Source organism: Micromonospora sp. DT44, assembly GCF_049841635.1.
Classification (GTDB): Bacteria; Actinomycetota; Actinomycetes; order Mycobacteriales; family Micromonosporaceae; genus Micromonospora.
In genome coordinates, this window is sequence record NZ_JBNCKS010000011.1 from 22665 (window position 1) to 38222 (window position 15558).

Consider the following 15558-nt stretch of genomic DNA (forward strand, 5'->3'; position numbering starts at 1 on the left):
CATCGGTCCACGATGGACCGCGCTGGCCGAATCCGCTGTGCGGTTGAACCTCCCGGACGCGGCTGCGTAGAAGGGGGCCGGGACGGAAGGATGGCGATGATGCGAGGGTGTGGAGGGCAGCGGTGTTGATGCGGCAAGCGCTGGCGATGGTGCTGCTGATGGTCGGTTTGGTGCTGTTCGCCCCGGCGGTACCGGCGGTTGCGGCGCCGGACGAGACAGGCAGGTACTACGTGGTCGGACCGCCGGTGAACGGCCAGCGGGAGTACCTGTACGACATCGCCCTGCATACCCTTGGCAACGGCAACCGGTTCCGGGAGATCACGCAGCTCAACATCGGCAGAAAACAGCCCGACGGCGGCACCTTCACCGACGGCGTCGAGTTGCGACCCGGTTGGCTTCTCGTGCTGCCGCGCGACGCCGAGGGATCCGGAGTGCGCAGCGGAGCGCTGCCGACGATCGGGGTGAGCTCCTCGCCACCCGGCAAGAGCGCTGCCGCGCCCAAGCCGAGCGCCACTGCGCCCAAGCCGAGCGCCACTGCGCCCAAGCCGAACGCCACTGCGGTGAAACCCAGTTCTACGGCGTCAAGTGCCGTCGCCCGTTCCCCGACGGCGGCCCCGGCGGTGACGGAGAGCGCCGCCGCCGGACGTGCCTCTGGCGATCCCGACGCCGGTGAGTTCGCGCCAATCCTGGTCAGAGGTGGTGCCGGTGTCCTCGCGGTAGTGCTCGCCGTGATCGCCGTGATGACGCTGCGTCGGGGCGGATACCGGTTCCGCACGGCTGCCCTCGACGACACCGGCCCGTGGCCGCCGGAGCGACACCACACCCCGGCCCCCGCCGAGGTCGCTACCGACACCGTGAACGGCGCGGATTCCGCAGCCCCGGTACCGCAGGACAGGCCCACGCCGCCTCGCGCGTCCCCGCCGTCGCTGTCGTCGTGGCCCCTGCCGCCGTCGCGAACCGTGCCGCCGCCACCTACACCGACGCCAACCGCGTTGCCGCCGGAGTCGCGGCCGCCGGAGTCGCGGCCGCCGGAGTCGCGGGCAGTGGAGTCGCGGCCGGCGGCTCTGGCCCCGGGCGAGGTGCCCCATCTGCGGGCCGATCTGCTCAGCGAGGAAGGTCCCGTGCACGTCCGACTTGTCGGAGCAGCGAAGCGTCGGGAGGCGCCCGCCTACGCCTGGCTCGGCGAGGCGGAACCGGCGCCCCCGGCATCCGTACCGCTGGTGCTGGGCAGGCAGGGCCCGTGGCGGCTCCACGTCGACCTCGGCCAGGTGCCCGACGTCCTCACGGTTGTCGGGGCCCTCGACGTCTGCCAGCGGCTCGCCACCGCACTCGCCCGGCGACTCCATTCCGAGGGCGTCCGGGTCGCCGTGGTCGGTGAAGCGCTCGGCGCCGTGGACGTGAACGGCTACGAGACGCTGCCCGGCCTGCCGTCACCGCCAACTCCGGGCGATGGGCTGCCGGATCCGTGCGTGTTCTTCGTCGCCGGCCTGCCGGCAGGCGCGGCGGACGACATACGCGGGCTCGCCACAGCGACAGGCGGCCGCTACGTGCCGGTCGTGGTCGGTCCGGTCCCCGGCGGCCGGTGGTCGGTTCGGGTGGGGGACGGAGGCTGAACCTGGCTGAGTACGGCCGGTAGCGGCCCGGTCACGGTCCCCGGGACGCGCCGCCAGGCGTGCTCCTGCGCGCGGTACACGCGGCGGACCTGGACACGCTCGTACGAGCGGCTGCCCACGATCAGCTCCACCCCGGCGGCCCGGAGCCGCTCGGCCTGGCTACGCAGCCGGGTGAGCGGGGCGAGCATCTCGGCCGTCGACGTGACGTCGATCGTGCGGCCCCGGGGCACCCGGACCTCCAGCAGGAGCCGGCCCGGCCGGGCCGGCGGGGCCTTGCGGTGCAGACGCAGCCAGCCGCGTGGCAGGCGGCTGCCCGACTCCGGTACGAGGGCGTACGCCCGCCGGCTGCCGAAACCGGGCCAGCGGCGGACATCGTTGGGCAGGCCGGCGATCGTCCGGTACCGGGAAGAGCAGTGGATTCGCAGCGGTCCGTCTGCGCAGTCGGTCGTTCGAAGGAGCCGGCCGAACCGGTAGGTGCGGAATCCGCCGAGCGGGGACACCCGGTCCAGCCGTCCCGCCGGCAGCAGATAGGCGTCGTTGACTCCGCGCAGATGCTGGAGACGCGCGGGTATGTGCGAGCGGAGCGTCGTCATGGGGATCGCGCCTCCGGGCGCGACGCGTACCCGCAGCAGGTAGGTGTCGTTCGGCACCGAACCCGGGTCCAGGAGGGCGGTCAGGAAGAGCTCGGCGCTCTGCACGCCCTCGGCGACCGCGCGGGCGGGGTCCACGGGGCAGACGACGAACGCCTCGAACTCTTCGGCGTTGACCTGCTGCCCGGGTGCAAGCCACGCGGGACCGTACACCGGGGCCCGCCGACTCTCGGTGATCAGGGCGGGGCGATCAAGGGCCGTGGCCGGTACGGTGACCGGATCGTGCGCCGAATCCGGCCGATCCGCCGGCGTGGAGGCGGGCAGCGCGAGCCGCGGGGACACCGTTATGCGAACGCGGGCCAGCGCCGGCACGAGCAGACCGTCCGGCGTCGCCCGCAGTGCCAACGGGCCGGCGGCGGATCCGGGCCGGTACGCGTGCCACTCACCGGCGTTTCCCGCAGGGGCGAGCGCGCGGAGGTCGCGGCCACCGTCGACCAGCTCGGCGCTGCCGCCCGGCGCCGGTGTCCAGACCGTGGCGCCGGTCTGCTCGGCGAGGTCCCGTGCCTGCTCGGCGAGGCCCCGCTGCTCCTGCGGATCCGATGGCCAGGTGACCCAGAGCCGGAGGTCGCTGCCGTACAGCGGAAGGTCGCCGAGGAGGGCGGCGAGTTGCTCACCACCGTGCACCGTCTGGGTTCCGCCGTAGTCCCCGACGAGGAATCCCTCTGCCCGCGCCGTGACGGCGACGGTGACCAGTCCGTCCGACGTGGCGGTGAGCTGGTGTGCGATGGCGCGACGGGTCACGAAGTCGGCCCGGGTGGCGAGGGCGAGTCCGGCCGGCAGCGGAAGGCCGACCAGGCCGGTACGGGGACGGACCACACCCCGGTCGACGGCGAACCAGCCGGGCAGCGGGGTGGCGAGGTCCGGCGGTTGGATCACGACCCAGTCCATGCAGCGGCGGGTGACCCGGTCCAGCGGTACCGCGTGCAGCGGGCCGCCCTCCGCGTTCTCCTGGCGCCGGTACCGGTACCGGTGTCGGACGTCGGCGCCGTCGGGGCTCACGAGTACGTCATGTCCGAGCAGGCCGGCGACCTCGCTGAACAGGTCCCGGTTGCGGGTGCCGTCACTGGTCAGGATCCGGACGTCGTGCGCGGCCTCACCGGATCGTCGGACCAGGTCGGTGATGCCTCGCGCATTGAGCAGGACGCTGGGCTCGGTCGGCACCACCAGCCCGCCCTCGGGCCCCGGCTCCAGCCAGAGGTCGAACAGGCCGGCGATCCGCAGGTGTCTGCGCGGGTCGAACCGTCGGGTGGCCGGCAGCTCGTCGATGCCGGCGTCGATCGTCGGTGTCACCGGGTTCATGCGCTCACCACCATCCATCCGCTCTGCCTTCGTGCCCGCCGGAATCAGGACGGCCAGCCGCGATCCACCGCACGCCGCGCTCTCGGTACCCTCGGTCCGCCGACACCAGATCTGCCCACACCACGACGTTGTTGAAACTTCGGTTCAGATTGATTTGAACTAACCGGCCGCTGATCCGCAATAGTTGTAACAGCCGAGGCGATCGGGCTCGGCGATTGAAGGAGGACATCAGTGCTAGCGAAGCGTCCAACCCTTGCACGCCTGATGGCGGTCGTTGCGACGGCCTGCTGCGTGCTTGTGGCGGCGGCGGGAGCGGCTGCGGCTCAGGCGCCCACCCCGGACCCGCAGGCATATGTCAAGTTCTACGTGGTCGCAGCAGAGCACCAGGGGCAGCCGGAGAACCTGACCGAGATCGCTGTGCGCTTCCTCGGCAGCGGCGAGCGGTCGGCGGAGATCTACAACCTGAACGCGGGGCGTGTCCAGGCCGACGGCGCGGGCCTGACCGATCCGGCCAAGCTCAACCCCGGCTGGCGGCTGGTGCTCCCGTGGGACGCAGCAGGTGAGGGCGTGCAGTATGGCCAGCTCCCGTCCGCCCCGAAGCCCTCCCGGCCCGCCCCGAAGCCTTCCCGGACCGCCCCGAAGCCGCCTGTCACCACGTCGCCCTCGGCTGGACCCGACCCGAGCGCATCGCCGAGCGGGCCACCGACCGGCAGCGGCGCGCCTTCCGGGTGCACCGCCACCGCCGGGTCGAGCAGCCGATCCAACTGGGCCCAGCTGCGGCTGGCGGCCGACGGCGCCTGGGATATGAGCCGGGGCAACGGTGTCATGGTTGCCGTGGTCGATTCCGGTGTGGACGGCAAGCTCCCGCAGCTCAATGGTCGGGTTGCCGTGGGAGCGGACGTCACCGCCGGGAACGGCCGGGGTGATACCGACTGCCTCGGTACCGGCACCGCGATGGCGTCCATCATCGCCGCGAGCGCTTCCACCAGCGCCGACAAGACTCCCGTCGGCATCGCGCCCGACGCCACGATCCTGCCCATCCGGATGATGGGGCCCTCCGCGAGCAGTCGGGCCATGGACGCCTCGAACGCCATCGAGGTGGCGGTCAGCGCCGGCGCCTCGGTCGTCGCGTTGGGCGCCGACGTCGACCTGGGAGCCCCCACGGTGGCGGCGTCCATCACCACGGCGTTGAACCACGACGTGGTCGTGGTGGCGGGGGCGCCGACGAAACCGGTCACCGCCCCTTCGGGCTCGGAGCGGTCCGCGACCGGTGCGCTGCTCCTGGCCGGTGGTGTCGGCGCCGATGGGCAGCTCGCCGAGGAGTACCAGCAGGGGACAGTAGAGGTCGTCGCTCCGGGGGTCGACGTGGCGAGTCTCGGGATCAGTGGCACCGGGGTGTTGAGCAACACGGGTACCCGGTTCGCGGTGGCGTTCGTGGCCGGTCAAGCGGCGCTCGTCCGGGCGGCCTACCCGGACCTGACTGCCGTCCAGGTGAAGGAACGCATTCGGAGCACGGCCGACGCGATGGAGAACGGGGACGCCCGATACGGCGCCGGAATGATCAATCCGGCTGCCTCCGTCGCCAAGAAGCTCGACGAGGAGCGGCAGGTGTCCGGCGAGCAGAACGCGGGGGGCGGCGGTGGGACCGCACTCGCCGTCCTCCTCGGCCTCGGGCTGGTCGCCGCGATCGGTTTTGTCTTCGCGATCCGCTTCCGGCGCCGCGCGAACGAATAGCGGAGCAGGCGCGGCCCGGGTACGCGGACGAGCCGCGTACCCGGGCCGTTCGTCACCGCCAGGCCCAGAACTGCTCGCGGTTCTCCACGAAGGTCCAGACGAGCAGCGGCTTGTTCGGCACGTTCACGTTCGCGTCCAGCGCCTTGAGGATGTGGAGGTTGAGCACGCCACCCTTGCTGTTCATCCGCCACACCTGGGTGGGGCTTCCGTTGCAGGTGGCGGCCATGACGGCCGCCCCGTCCTTATTGGCGCCCTCGGCCACGTCCATGCAGAGGCCCGCGGCGCGGAACGTTCCGTCGGCGAGGACCACCCACCACTGGGTCGGGTCGCCGTTGTCGCACGCCTTCAAGGTCAGCCGGGTCCCCCCGACGGTCCCGCCGGTGCTGACGCAGAGCTTGGTCATCAGGTGGTAGAGCTGTTTTGCGCCAGCGGGACGGACGGGCGGCTTGGCCGGCGTCGGCGGGGCCGGCGGATCGCCGGCCGTCGGGGTCGGCGTGCCCGGTCCGGCCGGCGTCGGCGCGGCAGGTGTCGCCGGCGGTGGCGGCGGCGGCGCGGGCGTGGACGGGGCCGGCTTGGCGCCGACCACCAGCCGCCCGTCGAGCGCGTAGAAGTCGGTGAGCGACTTCACTGACTTCAGGAACGCCTTGGTGTCTCCGTCGAGGACGCCGCCGCTCTGCCGCACCGCGGTCGGGCCGTTGCGGTAGGCGGCGAGCGCGAGCAGGTAGGGGTCGCCCTCAAGGGGGGACAGTTCGCCGGCCATCGCACACATGGCGGTGCCGACGGCCGGGATCGCGACGGCAGGCTCCCAGGCGGATGCGTCGGTTGGCCCGTACGCCTGCCACACCTCGGGAAGGAACTGCGCGATACCCCGCTGGCCGGCGGGCCCGAGCAGGTTCGGGTCGAACCTGGAGAGCGCCATCAGCTGCGCCGCGATCGCCGGGGGAGTCACGGCCTGGCAGACCGAGCCGGCCCGGAGGAGCAGATCGACGTACTCGCTCGGGACTCCCCTGGCGTCCATTTCCGGCCCGGTCGGCGCGACGCCACCGGGCCCGCCGAGATGGGTCCGCTTCCCGTAGTACGCGGCGTAGCCGCTGACCTGGTCGACGTAGTCGACCGCGTCCGGCGGCACAGCCCCGGCCGTGGTCACCGACTCCAGGCCGCTGTGGAAGGCGGCGACCGACAGCCGCCACGAGTCACCGGAGACGTTGGCGAGGCGCAGCTTGCCGCTGTAGTCGCACACCTGGTGAGCCAGCGCGACGATGTTCGCGGTGCCGTCGGAGCGTTCCGCGTCCGGCCACGGCTTCCAGAGCTTCCAGTCCTGGTTGTCGAGCCCGGCGATGCCCGTGCCTCTGGATGCGGTCTCCGTCGCGCTCCAGGCCAGTTTCGACTCGGCCATGAGCTGGCCGGCGAGCCGGGCCGGGCTCAGCATCGGGCAGGAACGGGCTGCGGCCACGATGACCGCGGCCTGTTCGTCGGAGACCGGTCCGCCGATCATCTGGTCGCGGGCCGAGGCGACGCCCCAGCCGATCGCGGCGATCGCCGCGCAGACGACGGCCAGGGCAGCTGCGGCGACGGCCACGATTCGGCGCGGTGTCCGGCCGAACCAGGGCCGGATGGTGCGGGGGTCGGTTGTCACGGGCCATCCCTTTCGGCGGGGCGACATCACTGTCGTGACGGATTAGCTGCCGCATATGTTCATCGCACGACCACGAATCCATCAAATTTTGTCTCGTCGGCGATTGAACCGGAGGGGGGTCGGGACCGTGGACGTGGCTGTCTTCGACGGTTCGCGCCTCGCTGCGCCCCACCGTCCAGCATGCCGATCTATGGAGGTGTGTCCGTTGCTGACCAGACGAAAGATGCTCGGACTGGGGGTCGCCGGTGCGGCGGTGGTGGGTGTGCCGCTGGTGGCGACACCGTTACTGGCGCGAGCCAGGGCCGAGGGTGGACTGCCGCTGACCGTGGTCAACAGTACCGGTCGCTACGCGAACTCCTCGATCCACATGTACATCACCGGGTACGACCCCGCCACCAGGGAGATGGGCTACGTCAGGAGCCCGGGGAGGTTCACCCCGGCCTCGTTCGCGGACAACGGCCCGGACGGGTTCCTGGACATCGCCGTTCCCCTCGCCGACGAGGGAGCGACTCCGTTCGTCCTGCCGATGCTCGACGGTGGACGGATCTACTTCTCGATCGACGGCCGGCTGCGATTCAAGGTGGTCGACGGCGGCGGAAGGCCGATGTTGCAGGAGCCGGCGGGGTCCGTCGAGAGCGATCCGAACTTCGGGGTGCTCTGGGATTTCTGGGAATTCACCTACAACCCGAACGGCATGCACTGCAACACCACGATGGTCGACATGTTCAGCATCCCGATCGCGACGCGGCTGGTCGGCGCGGGAGAACACACCGCCGGGAAGCTCACCGACGGCGGCCGAGACGCGATCTTCGCGGAGGTGGCACGGCAACCCGGGTACGAGCGGCTGATCATCGGAGACGGGCTTCGTGTCATCGCGCCGGGTCACGGCATCGTCGCGGGTCGCTTCTCGCCTACCTACTTTGACGGCTACATCGCCGAGATGTGGGATCGGTACCGTGGCACCGACCTGCGTGTCTCCAACGAGTTCGGCGCCTTCACCGGTCGTGTGGGCGACGACGGGAGGATGCACTTCGACGGTGGGATCGGCGCTTTCGACCGGCCGACCACGATGGACGTGCTCATGTGCAACGGCACGTTCAGCAGGCCCAATGACGCGAGCGGAAAGGTGGCCGCGGCCCTGGCCGCCGGGTTCAACCGGTCGGTGCTGGACCGGCCGTTCCAACCCGTCGACGACCGAAGTGCCTTCTACCAGCACTCGGTGACCAACCACTACTCCCGGATCCTGCACAACCACTCCGCGAACGGTCGGGTGTACGGCTTCCCGTACGACGACATCGTCGGGGACGCCTCGTACATCCAGGATCCGACGCCCCGTGAGGTGACCGTCACCCTCACCCCGTTCGCCGGCGGCGAGGCGTCGTACCCGATCGCGCAGCCTCCGCCCGCGGCGGTGCCGGCCCCGGTCCCGGCGGCCGTGGCGGGAACGGCCGTTGCGGCCGGGACCGTCGGCGGTCAGGTCCGCGTCGCCGATCAGGAGATCGCCGCGTCCGGTTTCGACCGCGAGCAGGGTGTACGCCGAGAGCCCTGCGGCGAGGGCGGGGAGAACCTCTGCTCCATCGCCAACGGTGACTGGGTCGCCTACCACGGGGTCGAGTTCGGCGACCGGCCGATGACGCAGTTCGTCGTCCGGGTCGCCTCTGGCGCCGACCTGGGGCTCTCCGGGCTGATCCAGGTACGCCTGGACAGCGAGACGAGTCCGCCGATCGGAACCATCGCGGTGGCCAGCACCGGTGGTTGGCAGCGGTGGTTGACCATCCCGGGGAACATGGCGGCGGTCACCGGCCGGCACGACGTGTTCCTCACCTTCGCCAGCGGGCAGCCCCAGGAGTACCTGAACATCAGGTGGTTGCGCTTCGGGCGGTGACGCCGACATTCCCCTGTGGGATCCCGCCGGTCGCCGGTCGCCGGTCGCCCTCAATCGTCCCGTAGCCGAAACACGCCGACTGGCCGGTACGGCTATTCTCCCCGGAGAGCGTCCGGTCGAAAGCGGGCGAGGCGCCGGTGTGGTCGTGCGGGTCCTACCCGTGCGTCAGGGGAGGCGGTCTGTGTCGGCGGTGCACAACGAAGCGCTCGGTCCGTGGGCTGGGGACTCCGCCGCCAGTGGCCCTTCCGCCGCCGAAGCCCTGATGCGGCAGATCTTCGAGGAGTACCGGGTCCCGCTGTTGCGGTTCCTTACCCGGCTCGTCCTCGGCCAGCGGGAACTGGCCGAGGATCTGGTGCAGGAGACGTTCCTGCGCACCTGGCGGAACCTGGACACGCTCGCCACCGACCCGCAGAGGATCGCCCCGTGGTTGTACACGGTCGCCCGGCACGTGGCCATCGACGCGATCCGGTCGCGGCAGTCACGTCCGCAGGAGGTCAACCTGCCGGACCTGAACCGGGTCTCCTCGGCCGAGGACGTGATGGATCGCGTGGTGAGCAACCACACCGTGCAGGTGGCCCTGAAGCAGATCAGTCCGGAGCATCGGCAGGTGCTGATCGAGATGTACTACAAGGGGGCTTCCATCGCCGAGGCGGCGGAGCGTCTCGGGATACCCGAGGGTACGGTAAAATCCCGGGCGTACTATGCGGTTCGCGCGCTGCACGCGGCGATCGGCTCGACGGAGTCGTCGTGATCCCGGCCCGGCCGTTCCGATCCTGGCCTGTCGACCAGCACGCAAACGGTCCCGGGAAGCCACCACCTGGTGCGGTGTCGACGCGTTGAGGAGAAGCGGGATGGGTCCAGGCGGTGAGCATGCCACCGAAGAGCAGCCGAGGCTGGCGCTCTACCTGCTCGGCGTCCTCGACGAGGCCGACCGCGTCGCGTTCGAGGAGCATCTGGCTGGCTGTTGGCGCTGCCTGAACGAGGCGACGGAGGTCGGGGCCTCGACCAGTGGCCTGGCCGGTCTGGCGGACGTCGACTGGGAGTTGCCCGTGGTGGCGGACCCGCCGCCGAGCCCCGCCGCGCGATCGGGCGGTGACCCGGCCGGGTCGGCTCGACCCGCCGGCGCGCGGCCCGGCGGGGATCGGCCGGCGGGTGCCCGCCCGGATCGCGGCCCGACCAACGATCGCGGCGGCGCACGTCGTCGTCGCATACGGATCTGGGGCGGTGCGGCCGCCGCGGTTCTGGCCCTGGCCCTGGCCGGTGGGGTCGTCGTGGTCAACGAGCGGGGCGACCCCGAGCCCACGCTGACCGCCTCGGGTGAAGCGCCCGCCTACGGTGCGAGCCTCTCCGTCCTGGTCACCACCGACGACAGCGACCACTCCACGATCCGGATCACCGTCACGGGCCTGCGACCGGGCCTGCGCTACCGGCTCTACGCGGTGACCCGCGACGGGGTCACCCACACGGTACGGGACTGGTTGGCGTCGAACGGCCCGCAAAAGGTGACCGGCGAGACCGCGTTGCCGATCGACGAGTTGGCGTTCATCACCGTCGGGACCAGCGACGGCGTCGGCGTCGTCACCGCTCCGATCACTCGAGGCGCCGGCTCTCCCCGCTGAACGAGGTGAACCCGCGCCAGAGGTGAGCCGTAGAGCTCCGGACAACAGAACCCGACGCTCTCCGGAGGTACCGCCATGCCCGAGGCAAACGCACCCGATCCGCGCGGCGCGCCCCGCGACCCGATCGGGGTCGAGGTGGAAGCTCTGGTGCTCGTGACCCTCGGCAATGAGCTGCGCAAGCTCTGGGCCAGGCGCGAGGCTGCTGGCCAACCCCCGTCCGGGGACGTGGTTGAGGCGATCGGGATCGTCAAGGAACGCATGGGGCGCCTTCCATTGGGGACACCGGCGCAGGGAGCCGCCGCGGGTGTTCCGTCCATAACGCCGACAGCCCCGCCCGTCGGGTCGGCGGCGCACGTTCAATGGCACGACGAATTCCTCAACCTTCTCGTGCGTGCCGCCAGGAAGGTGAAGCGCTGGCTGGCGGAACTGGACGCTAGATCGGACCGCTCGGATCGGCTCCCGATCGATCTGCGGAATGTGCCGGACCTGAGTAGCATCGACCCCCGCAGCGATCTCTATCGGCGTACGAGCAACCGTCTCGGTGCGCTGCTCGACCAGAGCCCGGTCCTACGGCGGCTCTCGTCGGGCGGGTACCTCGACGGCGTGTCGAGGCACCTCCCGCAGCCCATGATCGAACGACGGGAGCACCCGATCCCATCCTCGCGGCCCGGCCTGCCGGGGGCGGACATCGCGGCCATGCCGTCGTTGCGGGCCGATCGAGCTGGCGGACCGAACCACGACGGCGGCCGGGCAGAGTCGAGTAGCGCCGCACACCTGCCGCGCCAGCAACGACGGGCGACTTCAGCGCGGCTGTGAGCGCGCATCCGGAACGCGGGGTGACTCTCAGGTCGGGCTGGCGGACGGGAAGGACGGCGGAGGGCCACCGAGGCCCTGGTACTGGCCGAAACGGGCCCGCACCTTTGCCACGTAACCCTGGGCCTGGGCCGTCGCGGGGATCCCACCGGCCTCCCGCACGGCGTCCATGCCCTGGTCGTACGCGACAAGGGCCAGGTCGAGCGCGCTGCCGATCGCCTGCTTGCTGTCAATGAGCCCCTGCGCCTCGTCCGCGAGGGCGCAGAGGTACCGGCCCTGCGCCATGATCGAGTCCTTCTGGTCGAGGGCGGACGTCTTGTCGTTCTTGTCGGTGTCCTTGCCGTACCGGGTGAAGACGGCGGGTGGCAGTTGGGAGATGCCCACCTCACCGTCCGCGCCGACCTTGGTGCCATCCCAGCGCGACTCGACCTCGATCTGCGCCGCGATCACGATCGGGCCGATCGAGGTGCAGATGGCACCCGCGTCCTCGATCGTGTCGGCCAGGGACACCGGCACCTGCGTCCGGTCCAGCGTTCCCTTGCCGTCACCCTGGAACGCGGCCAGCGACTCGTCGGCCCGGTCCCAGGCGTCGCCGCTGTCGCTGCCGCCGGGGCCGGTGAACAAGATGATCAGCACGATCAGTGGGAACAGCAGGACGCCGAGCCCGCCGATGATGAACACCGCCCCGGCGACGACGACAACGACGACCGGGCCGCCCATCAGACAGGTCACGACTGTCGCGATCGCCGCGCCGACCAGGACGGCCGTGCTCTTCTGCGAGCCACCGTCCTTCGTGCTCGAACCGCTCATGTCCCACTCCCTCGGGGTCGTCGTGCACGAAAAATGTCGAACCCGCCTTGAACCGAGGGCTGATGTCCGCCGTAGAGGCGTCCATCATCCGGTCCGGGTTCGCCGGTCCAACGGGACCAAGCAGCGCGTGGTTCAACGGCGGCGGCCCGAATGCCGGGCCGGACCGGAGGGGTCGGACGTCGAGAACGATGCGACAGAAAGAGGGTGGTGATTCGGATGGGCGTCCCATCAGCGGTCGACGCGGCACGGCGGGTGCCGTTGGGAGCGGCGGGTCTTGCGGTGGCCTACGGCGACGGCGTGACTCCGCGGCGAGCTCTTTCCGAGCAGGGGATCGGTTGGATAGCGGCGCACGGTGGCGCCGGTACCACCACGCTGACCCGGATGCTCGGGGGGATCGACCTCGGCTGCCGCTGGCCGGACGCCGCGCTCGGGGAGCCGGCGAAGGTGATGTTGGTGGCACGGACCAACGCCGAGGGTATGGGTGCCGCCGGACGGGCGCTGAACGCGTTGCGCGAGGGCCGTCATCCGGCCGCCATGCGGCTGATCGGTCTGGTGTTGGTGGCGGACGCGCCCGGTCGGTTGCCCCTTGCGCTCGCGCGCCGGATCCGGGTGCTGCGGTCGATCGCCCCGGTGCACCGGGTGCCGTGGATGCCGGCCTGGCGTCTGGGGATCCCACCCAGACAGCTGCCGAAGGAGTTGTTCGGCCTGGCCGGTGCCGTCGGTGCCGACCGTGAGCTACCCGGGCGCAAGGGGTGATCCACGTGACCGTCGCAGCACATGGCATGGCGGCCCCGCAGCGGGAGCCGCTGCCCTCGCTCGCGCCGCTGCCCCAGTACGACCCGCTGGGAAGCGGCGGACTGGAGCCCCTGCTCAACCTGCTCGCCTGGGCGGTCACGGCCACCAGCGTCGCCGGACTGATGATCGTCGGCATCCTGATGATGCTTCAGCTGAATCGAGGCACTCCGGGTGAGGAGAGCGAACACTTCCGCGGCGTCAGCATCGTCATGGCCGCCTGCCTGCTCGGCGCCAGCGCCGGGCCGCTGGTGACCTGGTTCGGCGATCTTGGACTCTGAGCCGCTTTCCACCTTTTCGTACTAGTTAAGTCCCATCTCTGCGGTCACTTCGGTGGCCCACGCCTCAAGGAGACGCACCCCATGAACCTGATGGACCTTCCCTATGTCCTCGCCGCCTCCATCTCCGTCCGCGTGCCGGAACTCCCCGGGCCGGTCGCGGGCGTCTTCGACCCCAAGCCCGGCGCGCCGGATCCACTGAAGAATCTCGTGGACAAGTTGCTCGGTCTGATCGCCTGGGCCGGTACCGCCGCCGGTACCGCCGGGGTGCTGATCACCGGGGTCATGATGGCCATCTCGATGAAGCGGGGCGAGAGCTCGGAGCACATGTCGCGGCTCGGCATGGTGCTCGGCGGCTGCATCCTGGTCTCCGCCGCCGGTCCAATCGCGGACTTCTTCCTCTGACGTCGACCGGCCAGCAGGGGAGAGACGCATCATGTTCGGCAACGGCAGACGACGCTCCGCCGAGGATCCGCCGTTCTGGCGGCAACAGGGGTGGATCCTCTCGGCCGCGTTCATCGTGGGTTCCGCCCTGCTCGCCGCGGCCATCGGCCTGACGGGCCGGGACGGGGAGTCGGTAGGGCTCACCACGGGGGGCGAGGTGACCAGGCCACCGTGCGTCTCCGGGACACCGGCGGCACCGACGTCGACCCTCCCTCCCGAGGACCTGACCTGGCAGGTTCTGGAGAGCGGGAAACGGATACCGATCTCCGCGAGCGACGGCCCGAGAGAGGCTGACGGGCAGGTTCTGCGGTGTTTCGCGCACACCCCGATGGGGGCGGTGTTGGCGGCGCACGTGGTGCCGACCCAACTCGGCGAGCGGGGTTGGCGGGCCACCGTGGAGCACCAGGTGATGGCGGGAAAGGGCCGCGACGTCCTGGTGGGACGCCTCGGCTTCGCCACGCCCGGCGCGGGCGGTGGGCACGGCAGCTATGTCGGCTACCGCGTCGTGACGTATTCGCCGGAGGCGGCGCTGGTGCGGTTGCTCGTCCAGACCACGGCTGGGCAACACGTCGCGACCGACGTCGACCTGCGGTGGGACGCCGGCGACTGGAAGATCCAGCCATCCCGGGTCGGTGAGGTGCGCACGCCGTCGGAGACGGTCCTGGCGAACGCCGGTTTCACCATGTGGACGAAGTGAGGGTTGGGCGACATGGACTGCGCTCCTGGAGACGCGCTCGACAGCGGCGGCACGGGCTTCTTCGACTTTCTCGGCGACCCGATCGGGACGCTGATGCGGATCGTGGCGAACATCATCCTGGCCGCCGCGATCAAGATCTTCGGCGAACTGAGCGAATCGGTGCCGACCCTCGGTCCTGGCTTCAGCGAGAACAACGCCGGCGTCCCGGGGCAGATCAGTGATCAGGTCCAGTGGGTCGTCACCTACCTGGCGATCGGATCGGTGCTCTTCGCCGCGGCCAAGATGGCGCTCGACCGGCGGGGTGAGGCCGGGCGGGTCGCGATCCAGGGCTTCCTGCGGGTCATCCTGGTCGCGGGCGCCGGCACGTACGTCGCCGCCAATGCCGCGAAACTCTCCGACGACTATTCCGACCACCTCTATCAGAGCGCGGCGCTCAACCTCGTCAAGAGTGTCCCGTGCATCGGCCTGGGAACCACCATGGAGGCCTTTCTCCTGCTGTTTCTCGCCTTCCTGTTGCTGCTCTCGGCGATCGTGCACGTCCTCATGCTCTACATCCGCCTAGGCGTGGTGACCATGCTGCTCGGCACGCTGCCGATGGCGGCTGCCGCCTCCATGACGAACTGGGGCGCCGGGTGGTGGCGCAAACACCTCGGCTGGCTGATCGCCTGGCTCATCTACAAACCGGCCGTCGGCCTGATCATGTTCTCCGGCTCCGCGATGATCGCCGAGGGTAATCGGACCAGCCTGGCCCACATGCGTATCGCCGGCGTCGGCGTGCTGCTGCTGTCCGCGATCGCGATGCCCGCCCTACTGAAGATCATTGTGCCGGCCACGGCGGCACTCGGCACCGGCGATCCGTCCGGTGCCGCCGCCTCGTCAGTGGTGGGCGGAGTCGCGTCCGGGGCGAAGAAGGTCGCCGGTTCCGGGATGTCCTACGGCGGCGAGAGCGGTCCGTCCGGCGCGCGCGGCGCAGGATCCTCCCAGGGTGGAGGCGGAGGACGAGGCCCTTCCGGTAGCCAGGGGGCCGCCGGAGCCCCCGGGTCCAAGGGCGACCAGGGCCAGCGGGGCAACCAGGGCGCGTCGGGCAGCAGCGGGAGCAGCGGGGCCAGCGCGGTCCGGGCGGCGGGCACCGTCGCCGGGGCCGCCACCGACGCGGCGGTCCGCGCCGGCCGGCACGGCAGGGCCATCGTGACGGGCGCCGTGGACGGCGCCGACGGCAACGCCGGACACAACCAGTGACGGCGCCCGATCGGCGCAGGGGTCACAGCCGGACCGCGTCCCCGCCGAT

At 70.9% G+C, this 15558-nt stretch carries 14 protein-coding genes; 11 read left to right on the plus strand and 3 right to left on the minus strand.

The window, feature by feature from the left end:
* Positions 1-122 precede the first annotated feature (122 nt).
* Complete coding sequence (locus tag ACLQ25_RS08580) at positions 123-1613, plus strand: hypothetical protein (protein WP_425730360.1); 1491 nt, start codon at positions 123-125, stop codon at positions 1611-1613.
* Here ACLQ25_RS08580 and ACLQ25_RS08585 read toward each other — a convergent pair.
* Positions 1544-3562 (minus strand): hypothetical protein, encoded by a 2019-nt coding sequence (locus tag ACLQ25_RS08585; protein WP_425730361.1) that lies wholly within the window; start codon positions 3560-3562, stop codon positions 1544-1546. The two genes, ACLQ25_RS08580 and ACLQ25_RS08585, sit on opposite strands and share 70 nt — an antisense overlap.
* 264 nt (positions 3563-3826) lie before the next feature.
* On the opposite strand from ACLQ25_RS08585, the gene ACLQ25_RS08590 reads away from it, so the two are divergent.
* Positions 3827-5296, plus strand: coding sequence for a S8 family serine peptidase (locus ACLQ25_RS08590; protein WP_425730362.1), 1470 nt, complete (start codon positions 3827-3829; stop codon positions 5294-5296).
* A 52-nt stretch (positions 5297-5348) separates the two neighbouring features.
* Here the strand turns inward: ACLQ25_RS08590 and ACLQ25_RS08595 are convergent, their stop codons facing one another.
* Positions 5349-6932 (minus strand): ricin-type beta-trefoil lectin domain protein, encoded by a 1584-nt coding sequence (locus tag ACLQ25_RS08595; RefSeq protein ID WP_425730363.1) that lies wholly within the window; start codon positions 6930-6932, stop codon positions 5349-5351.
* Positions 6933-7137: 205 nt separating this feature from the next.
* On the opposite strand from ACLQ25_RS08595, the gene ACLQ25_RS08600 reads away from it, so the two are divergent.
* The 4 genes from ACLQ25_RS08600 to ACLQ25_RS08615 all read left to right on the plus strand — a co-directional run bounded on the left by ACLQ25_RS08600 (position 7138) and on the right by ACLQ25_RS08615 (position 11252).
* The gene (locus ACLQ25_RS08600; RefSeq protein ID WP_425730364.1) at positions 7138-8817 is read left to right on the plus strand and encodes a beta-1,3-glucanase family protein; all 1680 of its coding nucleotides are present in this window, start codon (positions 7138-7140) and stop codon (positions 8815-8817) included.
* 181 nt (positions 8818-8998) lie between these two features.
* Entirely contained in the window at positions 8999-9568 is a 570-nt protein-coding gene (locus ACLQ25_RS08605; RefSeq protein WP_425730365.1) for a sigma-70 family RNA polymerase sigma factor, read from the plus strand.
* A gap of 100 nt (positions 9569-9668) precedes the next feature.
* A complete protein-coding gene (locus ACLQ25_RS08610; protein ID WP_425730366.1) occupies positions 9669-10436 on the plus strand; it encodes an anti-sigma factor family protein in 768 nt (255 codons plus the stop codon).
* 75 nt (positions 10437-10511) lie between these two features.
* Complete coding sequence (locus ACLQ25_RS08615; protein ID WP_425730367.1) at positions 10512-11252, plus strand: hypothetical protein; 741 nt, start codon at positions 10512-10514, stop codon at positions 11250-11252.
* 27 nt (positions 11253-11279) lie between these two features.
* On the opposite strand, the gene ACLQ25_RS08620 is transcribed toward ACLQ25_RS08615, so the two are convergent.
* Positions 11280-12059 (minus strand): lytic transglycosylase domain-containing protein, encoded by a 780-nt coding sequence (locus ACLQ25_RS08620; protein WP_425730368.1) that lies wholly within the window; start codon positions 12057-12059, stop codon positions 11280-11282.
* A gap of 216 nt (positions 12060-12275) precedes the next feature.
* Between ACLQ25_RS08620 and ACLQ25_RS08625 the strand changes: the two genes are divergently transcribed.
* The 5 genes from ACLQ25_RS08625 to ACLQ25_RS08645 all read left to right on the plus strand — a co-directional run bounded on the left by ACLQ25_RS08625 (position 12276) and on the right by ACLQ25_RS08645 (position 15509).
* Positions 12276-12815, plus strand: coding sequence for a DUF6668 family protein (locus ACLQ25_RS08625; RefSeq protein ID WP_425730369.1), 540 nt, complete (start codon positions 12276-12278; stop codon positions 12813-12815).
* A gap of 5 nt (positions 12816-12820) precedes the next feature.
* Entirely contained in the window at positions 12821-13132 is a 312-nt protein-coding gene (locus tag ACLQ25_RS08630) for a hypothetical protein (RefSeq protein ID WP_425730370.1), read from the plus strand.
* Between the two features lie 81 nt (positions 13133-13213).
* Complete coding sequence (locus ACLQ25_RS08635) at positions 13214-13534, plus strand: hypothetical protein (protein ID WP_425730371.1); 321 nt, start codon at positions 13214-13216, stop codon at positions 13532-13534.
* Positions 13535-13565: 31 nt separating this feature from the next.
* Positions 13566-14270 carry a hypothetical protein gene (locus tag ACLQ25_RS08640; RefSeq protein WP_425730372.1) on the plus strand — a complete coding sequence of 235 codons (705 nt, stop codon included), beginning with the start codon at positions 13566-13568 and terminating at the stop codon, positions 14268-14270.
* A gap of 12 nt (positions 14271-14282) precedes the next feature.
* The gene (locus tag ACLQ25_RS08645) at positions 14283-15509 is read left to right on the plus strand and encodes a hypothetical protein (RefSeq protein ID WP_425730373.1); all 1227 of its coding nucleotides are present in this window, start codon (positions 14283-14285) and stop codon (positions 15507-15509) included.
* Positions 15510-15558 lie beyond the last annotated feature (49 nt).